Source organism: Christensenella hongkongensis (assembly GCF_000981035.1).
Lineage (GTDB): Bacteria > Bacillota > Clostridia > Christensenellales > Christensenellaceae > Christensenella > Christensenella hongkongensis.
In genome coordinates this window covers 22364-36834 of the sequence record NZ_LAYJ01000022.1, presented here as the reverse complement: position 1 = coordinate 36834, position 14471 = coordinate 22364, and the positions used below count along the sequence as shown (strand labels likewise).

The 14471-nt window shown below is 52.9% G+C and carries 17 protein-coding genes; 10 read left to right on the top strand and 7 right to left on the bottom strand.

What is annotated here, in order from left to right; genetic code table 11:
* Window positions 1-495: 495 nt before the first annotated feature.
* Window positions 496-618 (top strand): hypothetical protein, encoded by a 123-nt coding sequence (locus tag CHK_RS16970; RefSeq protein ID WP_268904072.1) that lies wholly within the window; start codon window positions 496-498, stop codon window positions 616-618.
* Window positions 619-898: 280 nt separating this feature from the next.
* Here CHK_RS16970 and CHK_RS00695 read toward each other — a convergent pair whose 3' ends face one another.
* The 3 genes from CHK_RS00695 to CHK_RS00685 all read right to left on the bottom strand — a co-directional run bounded on the left by CHK_RS00695 (window position 899) and on the right by CHK_RS00685 (window position 3850).
* Window positions 899-2197, bottom strand: coding sequence for a class II D-tagatose-bisphosphate aldolase non-catalytic subunit (locus CHK_RS00695; protein ID WP_046441996.1), 1299 nt, complete (start codon window positions 2195-2197; stop codon window positions 899-901).
* A 14-nt stretch (window positions 2198-2211) separates the two neighbouring features.
* The gene (gene hxlB, locus CHK_RS00690) at window positions 2212-2757 is read right to left on the bottom strand and encodes a 6-phospho-3-hexuloisomerase (protein ID WP_046441994.1); all 546 of its coding nucleotides are present in this window, start codon (window positions 2755-2757) and stop codon (window positions 2212-2214) included.
* Between the two features lie 226 nt (window positions 2758-2983).
* On the bottom strand, window positions 2984-3850 hold the full coding sequence (locus CHK_RS00685) for a mechanosensitive ion channel family protein (protein ID WP_046441992.1): 867 nt from the start codon (window positions 3848-3850) through the stop codon (window positions 2984-2986).
* A 155-nt stretch (window positions 3851-4005) separates the two neighbouring features.
* Here CHK_RS00685 and CHK_RS00680 point away from each other — a divergent pair, with 155 nt between their 5' ends.
* Genes CHK_RS00680 through CHK_RS00670 form a run of 3 tightly spaced genes read left to right on the top strand, consistent with a single transcriptional unit; the run spans window position 4006 to window position 5996 of the window.
* Entirely contained in the window at window positions 4006-4383 is a 378-nt protein-coding gene (locus CHK_RS00680) for a metallopeptidase family protein (RefSeq protein WP_235811542.1), read from the top strand.
* 14 nt (window positions 4384-4397) lie between these two features.
* The gene (locus CHK_RS00675) at window positions 4398-5501 is read left to right on the top strand and encodes a M23 family metallopeptidase (RefSeq protein WP_046441990.1); all 1104 of its coding nucleotides are present in this window, start codon (window positions 4398-4400) and stop codon (window positions 5499-5501) included.
* A gap of 6 nt (window positions 5502-5507) precedes the next feature.
* Window positions 5508-5996: a hypothetical protein gene (locus CHK_RS00670; RefSeq protein ID WP_200896510.1), complete on the top strand. Its 489-nt coding sequence runs from the start codon at window positions 5508-5510 to the stop codon at window positions 5994-5996.
* A 55-nt stretch (window positions 5997-6051) separates the two neighbouring features.
* Here the strand turns inward: CHK_RS00670 and CHK_RS00665 are convergent, their stop codons facing one another.
* From CHK_RS00665 to CHK_RS00650, 4 genes are all read right to left on the bottom strand, one after another.
* The gene (locus CHK_RS00665) at window positions 6052-6402 is read right to left on the bottom strand and encodes a DsrE family protein (protein ID WP_046441988.1); all 351 of its coding nucleotides are present in this window, start codon (window positions 6400-6402) and stop codon (window positions 6052-6054) included.
* A gap of 31 nt (window positions 6403-6433) precedes the next feature.
* The gene (locus tag CHK_RS00660; RefSeq protein ID WP_046441986.1) at window positions 6434-6793 is read right to left on the bottom strand and encodes a DUF488 domain-containing protein; all 360 of its coding nucleotides are present in this window, start codon (window positions 6791-6793) and stop codon (window positions 6434-6436) included.
* 187 nt (window positions 6794-6980) lie between these two features.
* Window positions 6981-7745, bottom strand: a complete 765-nt coding sequence (locus CHK_RS00655; protein ID WP_268872435.1) for an MIP family channel protein — start codon at window positions 7743-7745, stop codon at window positions 6981-6983.
* Complete coding sequence (locus tag CHK_RS00650) at window positions 7729-8004, bottom strand: HU family DNA-binding protein (RefSeq protein WP_046441984.1); 276 nt, start codon at window positions 8002-8004, stop codon at window positions 7729-7731. Before CHK_RS00650 ends, CHK_RS00655 begins: the two co-directional genes overlap by 17 nt.
* Before the next feature lie 434 nt (window positions 8005-8438).
* Between CHK_RS00650 and CHK_RS15415 the strand changes: the two genes are divergently transcribed.
* The 6 genes from CHK_RS15415 (at window position 8439) to CHK_RS00620 (ending at window position 14432) form a co-directional block, all read left to right on the top strand.
* Window positions 8439-9128 (top strand): TetR/AcrR family transcriptional regulator, encoded by a 690-nt coding sequence (locus CHK_RS15415; protein ID WP_052740084.1) that lies wholly within the window; start codon window positions 8439-8441, stop codon window positions 9126-9128.
* A 23-nt stretch (window positions 9129-9151) separates the two neighbouring features.
* Entirely contained in the window at window positions 9152-9745 is a 594-nt protein-coding gene (locus CHK_RS00640) for a TetR/AcrR family transcriptional regulator (RefSeq protein ID WP_046441982.1), read from the top strand.
* 135 nt (window positions 9746-9880) lie between these two features.
* Window positions 9881-11383, top strand: a complete 1503-nt coding sequence (gene glpK / locus CHK_RS00635) for a glycerol kinase GlpK (protein ID WP_046442003.1) — start codon at window positions 9881-9883, stop codon at window positions 11381-11383.
* Window positions 11380-12810 carry an NAD(P)/FAD-dependent oxidoreductase gene (locus tag CHK_RS00630; RefSeq protein WP_046441981.1) on the top strand — a complete coding sequence of 477 codons (1431 nt, stop codon included), beginning with the start codon at window positions 11380-11382 and terminating at the stop codon, window positions 12808-12810. Before glpK ends, CHK_RS00630 begins: the two co-directional genes overlap by 4 nt.
* A 3-nt stretch (window positions 12811-12813) precedes the next feature.
* Window positions 12814-14067 (top strand): NAD(P)/FAD-dependent oxidoreductase, encoded by a 1254-nt coding sequence (locus CHK_RS00625; RefSeq protein ID WP_046441980.1) that lies wholly within the window; start codon window positions 12814-12816, stop codon window positions 14065-14067.
* Entirely contained in the window at window positions 14064-14432 is a 369-nt protein-coding gene (locus CHK_RS00620; protein WP_046441978.1) for a DUF1667 domain-containing protein, read from the top strand. The genes CHK_RS00625 and CHK_RS00620 overlap by 4 nt, the downstream gene beginning before the upstream one ends.
* The last annotated feature ends 39 nt before the right edge of the window (window positions 14433-14471 follow it).

Genomic DNA, 14471 nt, shown 5'->3' with positions numbered 1-14471 from the left:
AGCTCTAAAAACCCTCGCGCGTCAAAATATCGTTGCACTCATTCCCGAGGGAATGTATAATGATACTTGATCGCAGTGTCCCTGATGGGATTGCTTGAGGGTGTCGCGGCACCGGATAGCAGGGCTTGGAGTGTTACCGCACTCCAGCCTGCTGCGATTTTATATTGCAGGGAAATTCCCTATGTTTATTGTATGGGTTAATGAAAGGAATGTCAAGAAAAATGGGGGCGCGGGATTCGTTTTATTTCGAGACGGGGCGGAAGAAAGGCCGCTCTTTTTTTTGGTAGTGTTACCGAAGCCTGTTACAGGCATTGCCTTTGAGGGGACGCGGCGTACAGGGAAAGGAATATCTGTAAAGTACGCCGCTCTGCTTACGGGCGCGCGGCAGGGAGGGACAACGAGATGCGCCCTCCATAAGCCCCTTGCAGGCAATATCCTGCAACAGGCTCCGATTCTTGCGCGTTCTACGCGGCACATACTGTGGGGTGCTCTTTTTTGGTACTGTTACCAAAGCCTGTTACAGGCATTGCCTTTGAGGGGACGCGGCGTACAGGGAAAGAAATCGCCGCAAAGTACGCCGCTCTGCTTACGGGCGCGCGGCAGGGAAGGACAACATGAAGCGCCCTCCATAAGCCCCTTGCAGGCAATATCCTGCAACAGACTCCGATTCTTGCGCGTTCTACGCGGCAATCGTGCGTTGCCCGGGCATCCACTCTGCCAGCGCGAGTATAGCCCGTTGCGTGAAAACGCCTTTGCGCACGAAGTAAGCAGGCTTTGAACGCGACAGGCTGTTCCCGCGCGAAAGAAACCCAGGTGCAATACTTGAAACAGCCTTCGGAAACGACTGTAAAACAAAACGCCCACAGCACATGCCACGGGCGTTTTTTATTTTCCCTGATTACAGCGCGGACGTATAACGATCCAGCACGCAATCGATTTTATCCTTCACAAGCGCCATCGCGGAATTTTCGATCTTTCCATCGCGGATGCGCTCATACTGCATGGGCAAATACTGGCTGATAAGCGTGAGCGGTATCTCCATTTTGCCCGTATTTTCAAGCAGCAGGTCGATTGATTCCTGAATCTGCGGATTTGATAGATAATACCGCGACCTGTCTGAAAAGCTGTATTTACGCTTGATTTTCAGCTCCACCGGCGTGCCGTGATAGTATTTGATCCAGTAATTCGGCTTGCTTTCCAGCATCACCGTTTCAAGCGTATCGCCAAAATGCGAAGGCCGCATACCCGGATATTTTCCGATCAGCTCACGTTCGATGTGCTCGAGCGCCATCAACCCCTCGCGGTATGCAAAGGTCAGCTCCGGGCCTACCTTCAGGATGCCCGTGCCGTGGTCGATCATGCTTTTGAGGTTCCCGGCTGTCTGGTAATCCGACGAATGGCTTTCAAAGGTGATGTGCGGGTATTCCTTGAGCGCGTTTGCAAGCGCAACGGCTTTTTCCGGCTCGAAATCGTGCACTGCCTCGTCTGAAAATTCCACGCCCACCTGCGCGACAACGCACACAACGTCGTCCCATACCTGCTTTAAACCGGCGTCTGTAAACGCCTTTTTGTAGCCGTCCAAGGTGACGCGCAAATCCTCCGGCTTTGTAACCTGCAACGTTTCCTCGTCCTGCGTGCCGCCCGGTACGGGAACCTCGCTGCCGATGATATACACCGGGCGGTACTTCCACGATACGTCGTCTTTGGTGCGCGCGTACGCATCCTCGGAAATTTTGGCAAGCTCTACCGCGCGGCGCGTGCTGACCTCTGTTGCAAGCGGCCTGTCCTGCGGATCGTCTGCAAGGCGCATGCTGGTGTCGAGGTGTATTTTGCGAAAGCCCGCCTCCACATACTGGCGCACAAGCTCCCTCGAGTATTCCATTGCCTCGTCTTCGTTTTTATCCTGCATGGTAAACGGGCCGAGATGGTCTCCGCTCATGATAACGTGGGAGGGATCTATGCCTACGTCCTTTGCCATGTTTTCGATCATGTTCGCAAAATCCTTTGGCTTCATGCCCGTATAGCCGCCAAACTGGTCTACCTGGTTTACGCTGGCCTCCGCCATAAACATACGGTTGTTCTTTTTGGCGTGCTCCATGCACACCCTGATTACAAATTCATTTGCCACGGTTACTGAAAACTGGGGCGTATAGTCTTTTGAGTTTTTGTCGAGCAGTGTTTTCAACGGATTTTCCATATTATTTTTCTCCTTTATTCCAGGTTGGCGTGGTTTTTGTACATTTCCCCGGGGGTTTTATCGAGGATTTCCATCATACGCAGCACTGTGCGGTCAAAAAACAGCAGCATGGCCTGCTCGAAAAGCGAGCCCATCGGCTGGATGGACGCCTGCCCCCCGTCCGCTTTTGCAGGCGCGTCGATTTGTACCGTGCAATCCGCAAGGCTGCCGATGCTGGCCTGCGGGTTAATTGTGACCGTCGCGAGCTTTGCGCCGAGCTTCTTGGCCTTTTTGGCATGGCTCACAAAGCTTTCCGTTTCGCCGGAGCCGCTCGCAATCACAAGCAAATCCCCCGCGGCTACCGAAGGCGTGGTAACCTCCCCCAGCACATAGGCCGGTTTTCCAAGGTGCATGGCGCGCATGGCAAGCGCGCGGATCATCAGCCCGCTCCTGCCGCCGCCCGCAAAAAAGATACGCGGCGCGGCGCACATCATCTGCGCGAACCGCTCTGCGCCGTTTTGGTCTATCCCGTCCACAGTGCGCGAGATTTCCTGCAAAACAGCGTGCATTTTTTCGTCCATTTCCTGTCCTCTCTTTATCTGAAATTTAAAAATATAAGTGCTACCAGAAACAAAAGCCGGAAACAAGGCGGCGCCCTGTTTCCGCACTGCTATGCAGCGAACATACGGCGGCGCAGCCCTGCGACGCCATAAGTTGATATGCTGTAAAATCCATATTTATCATATCACCGCGTATTTTCGTTGTCAATTTCGCCGGTGTTTTCACAATTTGTATGTGAGGTTTGCCTCAGTTCACGATTGTAATGTTGTTTTTATCAAATTCTTCCTTGACGGCATAGCGGATGTCTGCGAGCGCCTGCCCGCCGGAAATGGTATCCTTTGTCCACACGAACGCACGCAGCAAAACAGAGCCCGCGCGGAAGTCCTCGATCCGTACCACCACCTCCGGCGCGCCGTTTTCCTTTTGCTCCGGCGTCCGCATATCGATGTGCATTTTGTTCTTTTTGACCTCGTCCGCCATGATCTTCATGGCAAGGTCAACGTCCGTATTATATGGCACGCCGATATCCAGCTTGTTGCTGAGCATTGGGTTCATGGTATTATGCGAGGTCACGATCATGTCCTTATCGAGCACCGCGTTTGGGATCACCACATGCCTGCCGTCCGCGCCCGCTATCACTGTGTGGCGTAAATCGATGGCCTTCACGATGCCCGCTACGTTCATGTTCACGATCTCTATGTATTCGCCCACCAAAAACGGCTTGCTCAGGCCGATCGATATGCCGCTGAACAGGTTTCCGAGCGTTTCCTGCGCGGCAAGGCCTATAATCACCGCCGCAATGCCCGAGCTTGCGATTACGGTGGTGGCAAATTTTTTGAGCGGGTTGATGGTCATCAGCACGCTGATAACGGCTACTGCAATCACAAGCACATAGATGAGCCTGTAAAAAATACGCAGGTTGCCGCTCAGCCTCTTTTTCAGGAAGTGCGACAACAACCACAATACGATAAATGTGGCGAGCGCAACCACGCCGACCATGATGATCGTCTCCCAAAAGCCGAGTGAAAAGGTCTTTTCCGCCCAGTCGTTGAGCGAATCCATCAGGGTTTTTACCGCCTGCTGCGCCTGCTCTGCGGGTTTTGACGAGTCCATTACCTGCCGCCTCCTTTCCATGCCTTTGTTTTGCGGTTTGTTTCTATACTAATATAACCTGCGTATTTGCCCAAAAACATTTGTCTGCCCCTGTTTTTCTTTCTTTTTACGCCGCGGTATGTTAGTATACAAAAAACAGCACCGGAGGTACTGAATTGATTTCTTTTGACGAAATGGGAGAGCTGCTCGATAAGCTTGCCGAGGAGCTTCCCCCTGAATTTTTCCACGAGCTGAACGGCGGCATTATCCTTTTGCCGCAGGTGGAGCTGCACCCGGAGGGACGCGCAAACGACCTGTATGTGCTGGGCCGGTATTTCAAAAGCCCGGACATGGGGCGGTATATCGCCATTTATTACGGCTCCTTTGAGCGGCTTTTTTCCCACCTTTCCGGGCAGGCCCTCACCGCGGAGCTGCGTAAAACCCTGCGCCATGAATTCCGGCACCATATGGAATCCCTTTCCGGCGAACGCGGGCTGGAAATCGAGGATGAGGAATTTATGAGGCGGTACAGGGAATCCAAACGCGGAGACTGACGGGGAGGCTTTTTATGAAAAAATGGTTTGGAATCGTTTGTATAACGCTCATTGCGGTCATGCTGTGCGCGTGCTCCGCGCCACAGGCGCAGCCCAAAGCTTCGGATGTACGGGCTGAAGCAACGGCTACGCCGTCGCCCACGCCTTCCCCTGCGCCGTCGCCCGTGCCCGAGCTGACGCTCGAGTCGGTTACGACGGAGGCGTTTGCCCCGGAATGTTATCCCGCGCAGCTGTATCCAACGGATACGGGCATGCGGGATTACGAGCTGATAATGGAGTATCCTGAAATCACAAGGGACATTGTGGAAAGCTTTGAGGCGTGGGCCGACGAGGTCGGAAACCGCATGGCTGAAGAATACCAGAGCTATGGAAACGTCAATTTCCAGATGAACGCCGGCGTTCCATCGTGGCAGCTGCTTGCGGCGGCGGCTCCGATGGCTGCGTCGCCCGAAGGAGTCCCGGCGATTTTTGCTTTGTGCGTGGATTCGTCCACAGAGGTTGTGGCAGGGGAAGACGGCGAAACCAAAGCCACCCTGACGCTTACCCCCAAAACCCCGCAGGTTCTTTTTTACGAACTGCCAAACGATACGCAAGAGGAGACAGCGATTCCCGGCGCGTTCTTCACGTGCACATACCTGCTGACGTTATATGACGACAACATGGAGCTGATTGAAAACAGCGGCGAATACCCGGAGCTTACAGAGCAGCTTTCCTTCCCTTTTGAAGAACGCTACGATTACCGCAACGGCTGGTATAACGACCGCGACGGCGGCGCGAGAAGGCACACCGGGACGGACATCTTGTGCCCGGAGGGCACGCCGGAGCTTGCGTGCGTGGACGGGACGATCCTTGCCAAGGGGAGCGGCGCGGGTACGGGCAATTATGTGATCCTCGAGGGCGCGGATAAAACGCAATACCATTATTACCACATGGTGGAGGTATCAGACCTTGTTTGCGCGGGGGACAGCGTAAAGCGCGGCGATCCCGTAGGGCTTGCCGGAAACACCGGAAACAGCACCGCAAACCACCTGCACCTTGCAATTATCGCGCCGAACGGCATGTATGTGAACCCTTACCCGTATCTAAAGGACGCGCTGCCCGCGGGACAGGAGCAATAGGCCGCTATGATCGGACAATTCGGCTTTTCTTATGTTGGACTTATTTACCTGCTGATGCTTTTTATCCCCAACATCATCTGGAGCAGGCGCCTGCCGGCGGATTACACCCCCGCCGGGGAGAACCGGCTGCTGGTGGTATTCGAGCGCGCAGGGCAGGTACTCTGCACGTTTTGCGCGCTCGTATTCAGCGGCTTCAACCTTGCGCCGTTTTCTGCCCGGAGCGTATGGCTTATCGCTTCGTTTGCGCTGATGCTGCTGTATGAGGCGGGCTGGATACGTTATTTCAGGAGCAACCAAACGCAGGGAGATTTTTACCGCAGCTTTTTGGGCATTCCGGTGCCGCTGGCCACGCTTCCGGTAGCCGCCTTCCTGCTGCTTGGTATTTACGGCGGCGTGGGGCTGATGGCGGTTTCCTCCATTATCCTTGGAATTGGGCATATCGGCATCCATATCCAGCATTTAAAAAAACAAAGCGGACAGGCGCCGCATCAATGAAGCGCCAATCCGCTTAAAAGCATCTCAATTTCCAGGCGCCGGCAACGCCTTTTACTCAGGGCTTAATATATGCAAACCCTTCGTGCTGCTTTCTGGTCAGCTCCGCAATGCCCGCGGGAACCACCTCGACAAACGGTATCAGGCTGTTTTCTTTGATATCATATTTATTCATCGCATTCCGGCACGCGGTAAATTTCACGGTTTCCAGGGCAAGCTCTTCAATATCTGCATAGTAGCCTTCCGTCTTTGCCAAATCGTCCTGCAACTGCCTGACGGCTTCGTCGTTCGCTACGATTTCCAAATCAAAATCAATGCCCATCTCTTCGGCATATTTTACCATATTTTTTGCGTTCCCAAGTGTAAGCGGCCATTTTTTTGCTTCATCGATATGTAATACTGTTTTCATGATTTTTCTCCTTTCCCTGAAACTGCGGTGTTTACTGAAGCTGCTCCTGTACGAACGACTTTAATATCACCACATGGTTATAGGTTTCGTCCTTTGCAGCGTACACAAACGTGACGTTTCCTTCTTTGAGTTTTTCCTTGACAAGACTTACAAACTGCGCGGCTTTTGGATTTTGTACAAGCTCTGCGAGATACTCCCGTTTGAATGCGGGAAAGCGCTGCGGATCGTGATGGAACTCCGTCCTGATTCCCGTGCTGGGGGCGACGTCCTTCGCCCAGAAATCGATTGCCGCCTTTTCCTTCGATTCCCCGCGCGGCCACAGCCTGTCCACCAGAATACGGTACCCGTCTGCTTTTTGCGCGCCTTCATATACCCGTTTTACCTGTAACATGGTTTTTCCCTCCAATTTACTTATATCCATATTTTTGGTCTTCTAACACCCGCTCACACAAAGTTCATATTCTATGCGTGTTACTGTAAATACAGCTGTGGCGGCGCGGGCCGCTCCACGCCCTTTCCAAAACGCGCAGGCAACAAAAAAACTCCGCTTCTCGCGGAGTTTTTGTTCTGCTTTATTTTTACAGCGCGGCCTGCTTTTTCTGCTTTACGAGGAACATCCACACGAGCGCCGAAAGCGCTGCGCCAATGAGCGGCCCAACGATAAACAGCCATACCTGCTCGAGCGCCTGCCCACCCATAAAGATCGCGGGAGCAAGGCTTCTTGCCGGATTTACGGACGTTCCAGTGAGCGGAATGCCCATAATGTGCACAAAGGCAAGCGTAAGGCCGATCACAAGGCCTGCAACCGAGCTCATCTTCTCTGAAGACGTTACGCCCAAAACGGTCAGCACGAATACGAACGTCAGGATTACTTCGACAAGGAACGCGCCGCCCATGGAAATTCCCACATAGGACGCGGAGCCAAAGCCGTCCTGCCCAAGGCCGACCTCGGAAACCGGGCCAAGGTTGGCACTGCCGTTTATGATTGCCATCAAAATCGCGCTCGCAAGGATGGCTCCCAGCACCTGCGCGATCACGTAGCCCACAAAATCCTTACCGCTCATGCGCTTAGACAGCAGCATTGCAAACGATACCGCCGGATTGATGTGGCAGCCTGAAATAGTTCCGATACAGTATGCCATGGCCACAATAGAAAGGCCGAACGCAAGCGCAATTCCGACAATTCCCGTAATGCTTCCGATACCGCCCGAAAGCGCCGCAGTGCCACAGCCGAATAATACCAACACAAAAGTCCCAATAAATTCAGCAATATACTTTTTCATAAAATGATACCTCCTGACAGCCTTTCGGGCCGTCGTTTCCAATTTATTTCCGAACAGCATCCTTAAGCAGTTTTCCTGCTTTGAACGCGGGGATTTTTGTAGCGTCCATATGGATTTTCTCCCCTGTTCTCGGATTCTGGCCGTTTCTTGCGGCGCGTGTTCGTACTTCAAATGTGCCAAAGCCCATGATTTGCACCTTTTCTTTTGCTGCGAGCGCGGCCTGTATCTCGCAAAGCAAAGAATCTGTAAGCATTTCAACGTCCTTTTTCATCATTCCGGTTTTTTCGGCTACCCTGCCGACCAATTCTTTCTTGTTCATTCTTTTTACGACCTTTCTTTTTATTTTGATAATAATTGCTTATTTATCATCGCCTTATCCGTACCCTGCCATGCTTTTTATACAGCGCTGCTCTTTCAAGACAGGCCGGCGTTCCTTTGGGCGCACAGAATGCAGCCGGTTTCAGTCCCGTGGCGGACCGGTTGCATAATCACTGCTGTTTTTCCGGATAATTACCGGCCTGCTTTCCGATGTGTATACGCCGGTTACTTGTACCACTTTTATTTTAGGCAACCCGCCGTAAAAAGTCAATATACTCTGGTTACTTTTTCATTAAAATGCTTTTTTACGTTTCCTTTTGTGGTGCATGGCACAAAAACCAAGCTGTGAAGCCATTTTCATTAAATAATTCGATTGTATCTTACCTCTGTTTATAGTATAATATAGTGGCAAAAACGGGAGGAGTGTATGCTTTTTTGAAAAAACAGGACACGAAAAAAAGATCCTTGCGGGACGAGCTGCTTGACGCGGGAATCCGGTTTCTGGAAACGCACAGCTTAAAGGACCTGACCATGCGTAAAATAGCCGCGTTATGCAATGTAACTCCCCATGCAATCTATAACCACTTTAAAAACAAGGACGAGTTTGTGGCGACGATCACAAAGCACGTACTTGATGAGCTAACGGCCCTTACCATAGAAATTGTCATGCAGCCGGAGGGTAACTTTCTGGATAAGCTCCAGGAGCTTACAAGCATCTATCTTTACACGTTTGAGAAATACCCTTATTATCTTGAAACCGTCTCCTTAAGCGCAAATGCGCCGTCTTTTGACGTACGCATCGACGGCGGGGACGTGGTATGCGTTCCGCAATTCCCCGGATGGCCTTCCCTGAAAAAGCTGGTGCAGATGCAGGGCATTACAATGCAGGCCGGGGCTGTTCCCGCCGATCCTTCCGCGCTGATCGAATTTGTCGGCAAAAGCCGCCCCTTCTCGGATGGCGACGAGGACAACGAGCTTTCCGCGAATCTCGACCAGCTGCTGATGCTGGCGGTCGTTAACGGGTTTCCCAATATGCTGCACGACGACCTCATCCCGGAGGATGCAGACAGGGATACCTTCCTGAGACTTATGCTCGGCTATCTGTTCAAGCGGATGCTGCAATGACTTTATCTTGAAGGAGTCCAGATATGGCAAACAGGAAAAAACGCGAAAACAATAAGGACCGGTTGATTGAAACAACGATCCGCCATATTGAAAAATTGGGAGCGGATAAGATTTCATTGCGGAAAATTGCCGCGGAATGTGGTGTTACGCATGCGTCCATATATAAGCATTTCCAGGATAAACAGGCATTGATCGAGGCCACATACCCTTATATCCTGAACCGGATTTATCCGTTTATCCAAAAGGAGATAGACGGCCGTCCGAAGGAGAACGCATTTCTTGCAATGTGCAAGGGCTACATGAAGTTCATGGTCACTTATCCGCAATACCATTACCTGCTGCATATCAGCCCTTCCTCGAGGGAGGCGTGGCGCATGCAACCTGAAAAAAATATTATGAAGCAATTCTCTGCCCACTATACTCCCCTTATGGCAGATTTTTTGGAGGAATATGGTATTCCTTCCGCGGAAGGTTATATATTGATACCGCTGATCGTCACAATCCTCGAGGGTAGTATTACACTGATCAACAAAGGCGGCCTCGCGGTAAACGGGGACTGCACCAGACTGGTCGACCTGCTCATTGTGGAAAAACTGAATTTGAAACGCATCGCTTAAAGCCGTTTTCGAAAGAAAACGGCCTTCTTTTTTTCTGCAAAAAAGCAGCCCGGCGTGTTATAATAAGGTATCGTTTTTTACACTGCCAGGCACAGCGCCTTTTTGCAGAACGCAAACGGAAAGCAGGTATGGTTTATGAAAAAATATATTGTTGCGCTCGACCAGGGCACGACCAGCTCCAGATGTATCCTGTTTGACCAGAAGCAGAATATTGTCTGCGTGAAGCAAAAGGAATTTGCACAGTATTTTCCTCAGCCCGGCTGGGTGGAACACATTCCAACCGAAATTTATTCCTCGCAATACGGGGTTCTTGAAGAGGCGATTGACGCCGCGGGAATATCCGCTGAAGAAATTGCGGCAATCGGCATTACCAACCAGAGGGAAACCACGATCGTATGGGAAAAGGCGACCGGAAAGCCTGTTTACAACGCGATTGTCTGGCAGTGCAGGCGCACGGCTTCCATCTGCGAACAGCTTAAAATGGACGGTATGGAGGAATATATCCGTGAGAATACCGGCCTCCTGATTGACGCATATTTTTCCGCAACCAAGCTTAAGTGGATTCTCGACAATGTGGACGGCGCACGCAGGCGTGCCGAAAACGGCGAGCTTCTTTTTGGTACGGTGGACACATGGCTGTTGTGGAACCTGACAAACGGCAGGGTTCACATAACCGACTACACCAACGCTTCGCGTACCATGATGTTTAACATCAGGACGCTCGAGTGGGACGATACGATTCTGCAAAGGCTTGATATTCCAAAATGTATGCTGCCCGAGGTAAGAAGCTCGAGCGAAATCTACGGTTACGCCGATTTATATGGCAGTAAGGTTCCCATTGCAGGCATTGCAGGAGACCAGCAGGCGGCCCTTTTCGGACAGACCTGCTTTGCGCCGGGCCAGGCAAAAAACACCTACGGCACGGGCTGTTTTTTACTGATGAACACCGGCGAAAAGCTCTGCTACAGCAAAAACGGGCTTTTGACCACCATTGCCGCCACGCCAAAGGGGCAGCTGCACTATGCGATTGAAGGAAGCGTTTTTATGGGCGGCGCAGTGATAAAATGGCTGCGGGATGAGCTGCGGATGATTTCAAACAGCGCTGACAGCGAGTATTTTGCACAGAAGGTGCCGGACAGCGGCGGGGTTTACCTTGTTCCCGCGTTCACGGGCCTTGGCGCGCCTTATTGGGATATGTACGCACGCGGCACCATAACGGGCCTTACACGCGGCACAAGCGCCGAACACATTGTGCGCGCCGCGCTCGAAGCCATTGCCTACCAGACGATGGACGTATTGCTCGCGATGCGCTCAGATACCAAAATAGAGCTTGGCAGCCTGCGCGTGGACGGCGGCGCGTCGGCAAATAATTTCCTGATGCAGTTCCAGTCCGACATTACCGCAACGCCGGTGATACGCCCGCGCATACGGGAGACGACCGCGCTTGGCGCAGCCTATCTTGCAGGCCTTGCGACGGGCGTATGGGAAAGCATGGATGAAATAGCGCAGAACTGGACGCTTGGCAAACGCTTTATGCCCGCCATGCCGCAGGAAAAACGCGATACGCTTGTGCGCGGCTGGGCCCGCGCCGTAAACCGCACCATGGAAAACACGCGGGAGCAACAGGAGGAGCTATGAAGCATTACGACGTAATCATCATTGGCGGAGGGATCACCGGCTGTGCTGCCGCATACGAGTGCTCCAAATATAAGTTCAAAACCGCGCTGCTTGAAAAGGAAAACGATATTGCGTGCGGCTCCACCAAGGCCAACAGTGCGATCATACACGCGGGCTACGATCCGCAGCCGGGTACGCTGATGGCAAAATACAACGCGCGTGGAAATATCCTCGCGCACGAGCTGGCAGAAAAGCTCGATATCCCGCTGCGCAGGACAGGCTCGCTTGTGCTGGCGTTTACGGAAGAGGAAAAACGCGAGGTGCACAAGCTTTACGATAACGGCGTTGCAAACGGTGTGCCTGTGGAAATCCTTTCGCGCGAAACCGTGCTTGCGCGCGAGCCAAACCTTTCTGACGGTGTACTGTGCGCGCTGTGGGCCCCAACCGGGGCGATCATAAGCCCGTGGGAATATGCCGCCGCACTGATCGAGACCGCCGTTACCAACGGCGCGGACTGTTTTCTGGACAACGCGGTGCTGCGCATCACAAAAAGGGACGGTATTTTTGACATAAAAACAACGCAGGATCACTACACTGCCAGATATGTGATCAACGCGGCGGGGCTGTACGCAGACAAGGTGTTTGAAATGGCCGGTGGAACAGGGCTTACGATCACGCCGGTGCGCGGCGAATATTTCCTGTTCGATAAAACCATGGGAGATATCGTCTCCACCGTGGTATTCCAATGCCCCACCAAGGCCGGAAAAGGCGTTGTGGTTGCGCCCACGGTGCACGGCAACCTGTTTGCAGGCCCGGACAGCCGGACGGCAAACAGCCGCGACGATACCGCGACATATGCAGGCGACCTCGCGTTCATACGTGAAATGGCATTGAAATCCGTTCCAACCATCGATTTCAGCCAGAACATCCGTAACTTTGCAGGCCTTCGCGCGGTGGCGGGCGACGACTTTATTGTAGAAGAATCAACCGTCAAAAATTTTATCAACGCCGCGGGCATCAAATCTCCCGGGCTTTCCTCCGCGCCTGCGATTGCCGAGGATCTGGTGCGCATCCTATCGGACTGCGGCCTTACGTTAGATAAAAAAGGCGATTTTAAAGACGAACGGCGCGTGGTGCGCCTCTCCCGCCTGCCAATGAGCGACCGTGATGCGCTGATCCGTAAAAATCCGGCATACGGGACTGTGGTATGCCGCTGCCAGACAATCACCGAAGGCGAGATCGTCGATATCCTGCGCCGCCCGGTGCATCCGGTCAGTATAGACGGCGTCAAACGCCGGTGCGCGGCGGGGATGGGCAGGTGCCAGGGCGGTTTTTGCGAGCCGCGTATCCATGACATTATGGCGCGTACGCTGGGCGTTCCGATGAAGGATATTGTGCAGGATACTGCGGGCAGCTACATCGTGACCGGGCAGACCAAGGAGGACTAAGGCATGAAATATGACGTTGCCATCATCGGCGCGGGACCTGCGGGGCTTGCCGCGGCGATCGAGGCAAAAAAGCAGGGAGCGGAAAAGGTCGTATTGCTTGAACGCGATTTTGAGCCGGGCGGTATCCTGAACCAATGTATCCACAATGGCTTTGGCCTTCACTATTTTAAGGAAGAGCTGACCGGTCCGGAATATGCGGAGCGATTTTCCGACCTTTTGGCAGAAACGGATGCAGAGCTGATGCTTGGCACCATGGTGCTCTCCCTTTCCCCGGACAGGCATATTACTGCGCTGAGCGCAGATAACGGCGTAATTGAGATCGATGCTGGCGCGGTTGTGCTGGCGATGGGCTGCCGCGAGCGTCCGCGGGGCGCTCTTGGTATTCCCGGAACACGTCCTGCGGGCATTTTTACCGCGGGCACGGCGCAGCGTTATGTGAATATGGAAGGCTGTATGGTTGGCAAAAAGGTTCTGGTGCTTGGTTCAGGCGACATCGGCCTCATCATGGCGCGGCGGATGACACTGGAAGGAGCACAGGTCGTGGCGTGCGTGGAATTGATGCCCTATTCCGCAGGACTAAGGCGTAATATCGTACAATGTCTGGACGATTTTGACATTCCTCTTTATCTTTCCAGCACGATTGTGGAAATCCGGGGAAAGCACCGCGTCAAAAGCGCTGTGATTGCGCGCGTAGATAAGGACCACAGGCCCATCCCCGGTACGGAAAAGAAAATCGAGTGCGACACGATCCTGCTGTCTGTGGGGCTGATCCCTGAAAACGAGCTTTCAAAGGACGCGGGAATCGAAATCGATATGCGTACCAAAGGGCCTGTCGTCTATGAGAACATGGAAACGAGCGTTCCCGGTATTTTTGCATGCGGTAACGTAGCGCAGGTGCACGACCTCGTGGACTTTGTGACAATGGAAAGCATCCGTGCGGGAGCGGCAGCGGCAAGGTTTGCCTCCTGCCCGGAGCCGGCTTCCCCATACTTTGATATTTTTGCGGGGCGTGGGCTCAACTACATCCTTCCCCAGCGCGCGCGCATGGAACGCATCGACGGATTTCTGGAGCTTTTCTTCCGTGTGAACGACGTTTATGCAAACATCGAAATCATCGTCAGAAGCGAGGGCAAACAGATCGCACGCTTTCGCAGGGATTACGCCGTGCCGGGCGAGATGGAAAAAATCAGAATTCCCAAAAAGCTGCTTACGGGAAAAGAGATTGAAGTATTTTTACAGGGAGGAGACATGGAATGAAAGAATTTACCTGTATCGTATGCCCAAAGGGCTGCAGGATTTTTGTGGACGGCGACGGAAATATGAAGGGCGCCGGCTGTGCGCGCGGAACGCTTTATGTAGCGGACGAGCTCAAAAATCCCATGCGTATGGTAACCTCCACTGTTAAGATCAAGGGCGCACAGCTCCCCCGGCTGCCTGTGAAAACAAGCGCGCCGATTCCCAAGGCAATGATGCTGCGCGCCTCGGCGGCGCTCAATGACGTCGTATTGCATGCCCCCGTCAGGCGTGGGGATATTGTCCTTCAAAACGTGCTGGACACAGGGATTGATTTTATCGCGACCAAAAGCGCAGGCCTGAGTACGGCACAATACAAAAAATCGTAGCATAATACAAGAATCCCTGTCCTTTGTGTGGTAGTATCT

Coding starts and splice junctions, on each gene's coding strand:
- CHK_RS00685 (WP_046441992.1), bottom strand. CDS start 3,850: ATGGACTCGTCAAAACCCGCAGAGCAGGCGCAGCAGGCGGTAAAAACC.
- hxlB (WP_046441994.1), bottom strand. CDS start 2,757: ATGGACGAAAAAATGCACGCTGTTTTGCAGGAAATCTCGCGCACTGTG.
- glpK (WP_046442003.1), top strand. CDS start 9,881: ATGAAAAAATATATTGTTGCGCTCGACCAGGGCACGACCAGCTCCAGA.
- CHK_RS00655 (WP_268872435.1), bottom strand. CDS start 7,745: ATGCTGTTCGGAAATAAATTGGAAACGACGGCCCGAAAGGCTGTCAGG.
- CHK_RS00660 (WP_046441986.1), bottom strand. CDS start 6,793: ATGTTACAGGTAAAACGGGTATATGAAGGCGCGCAAAAAGCAGACGGG.
- CHK_RS00665 (WP_046441988.1), bottom strand. CDS start 6,402: ATGAAAACAGTATTACATATCGATGAAGCAAAAAAATGGCCGCTTACA.
- CHK_RS00625 (WP_046441980.1), top strand. CDS start 12,814: ATGAAATATGACGTTGCCATCATCGGCGCGGGACCTGCGGGGCTTGCC.
- CHK_RS00695 (WP_046441996.1), bottom strand. CDS start 2,197: ATGGAAAATCCGTTGAAAACACTGCTCGACAAAAACTCAAAAGACTAT.
- CHK_RS00670 (WP_200896510.1), top strand. CDS start 5,508: ATGATCGGACAATTCGGCTTTTCTTATGTTGGACTTATTTACCTGCTG.
- CHK_RS00675 (WP_046441990.1), top strand. CDS start 4,398: ATGAAAAAATGGTTTGGAATCGTTTGTATAACGCTCATTGCGGTCATG.
- CHK_RS00650 (WP_046441984.1), bottom strand. CDS start 8,004: ATGAACAAGAAAGAATTGGTCGGCAGGGTAGCCGAAAAAACCGGAATG.
- CHK_RS00620 (WP_046441978.1), top strand. CDS start 14,064: ATGAAAGAATTTACCTGTATCGTATGCCCAAAGGGCTGCAGGATTTTT.
- CHK_RS00630 (WP_046441981.1), top strand. CDS start 11,380: ATGAAGCATTACGACGTAATCATCATTGGCGGAGGGATCACCGGCTGT.
- CHK_RS00640 (WP_046441982.1), top strand. CDS start 9,152: ATGGCAAACAGGAAAAAACGCGAAAACAATAAGGACCGGTTGATTGAA.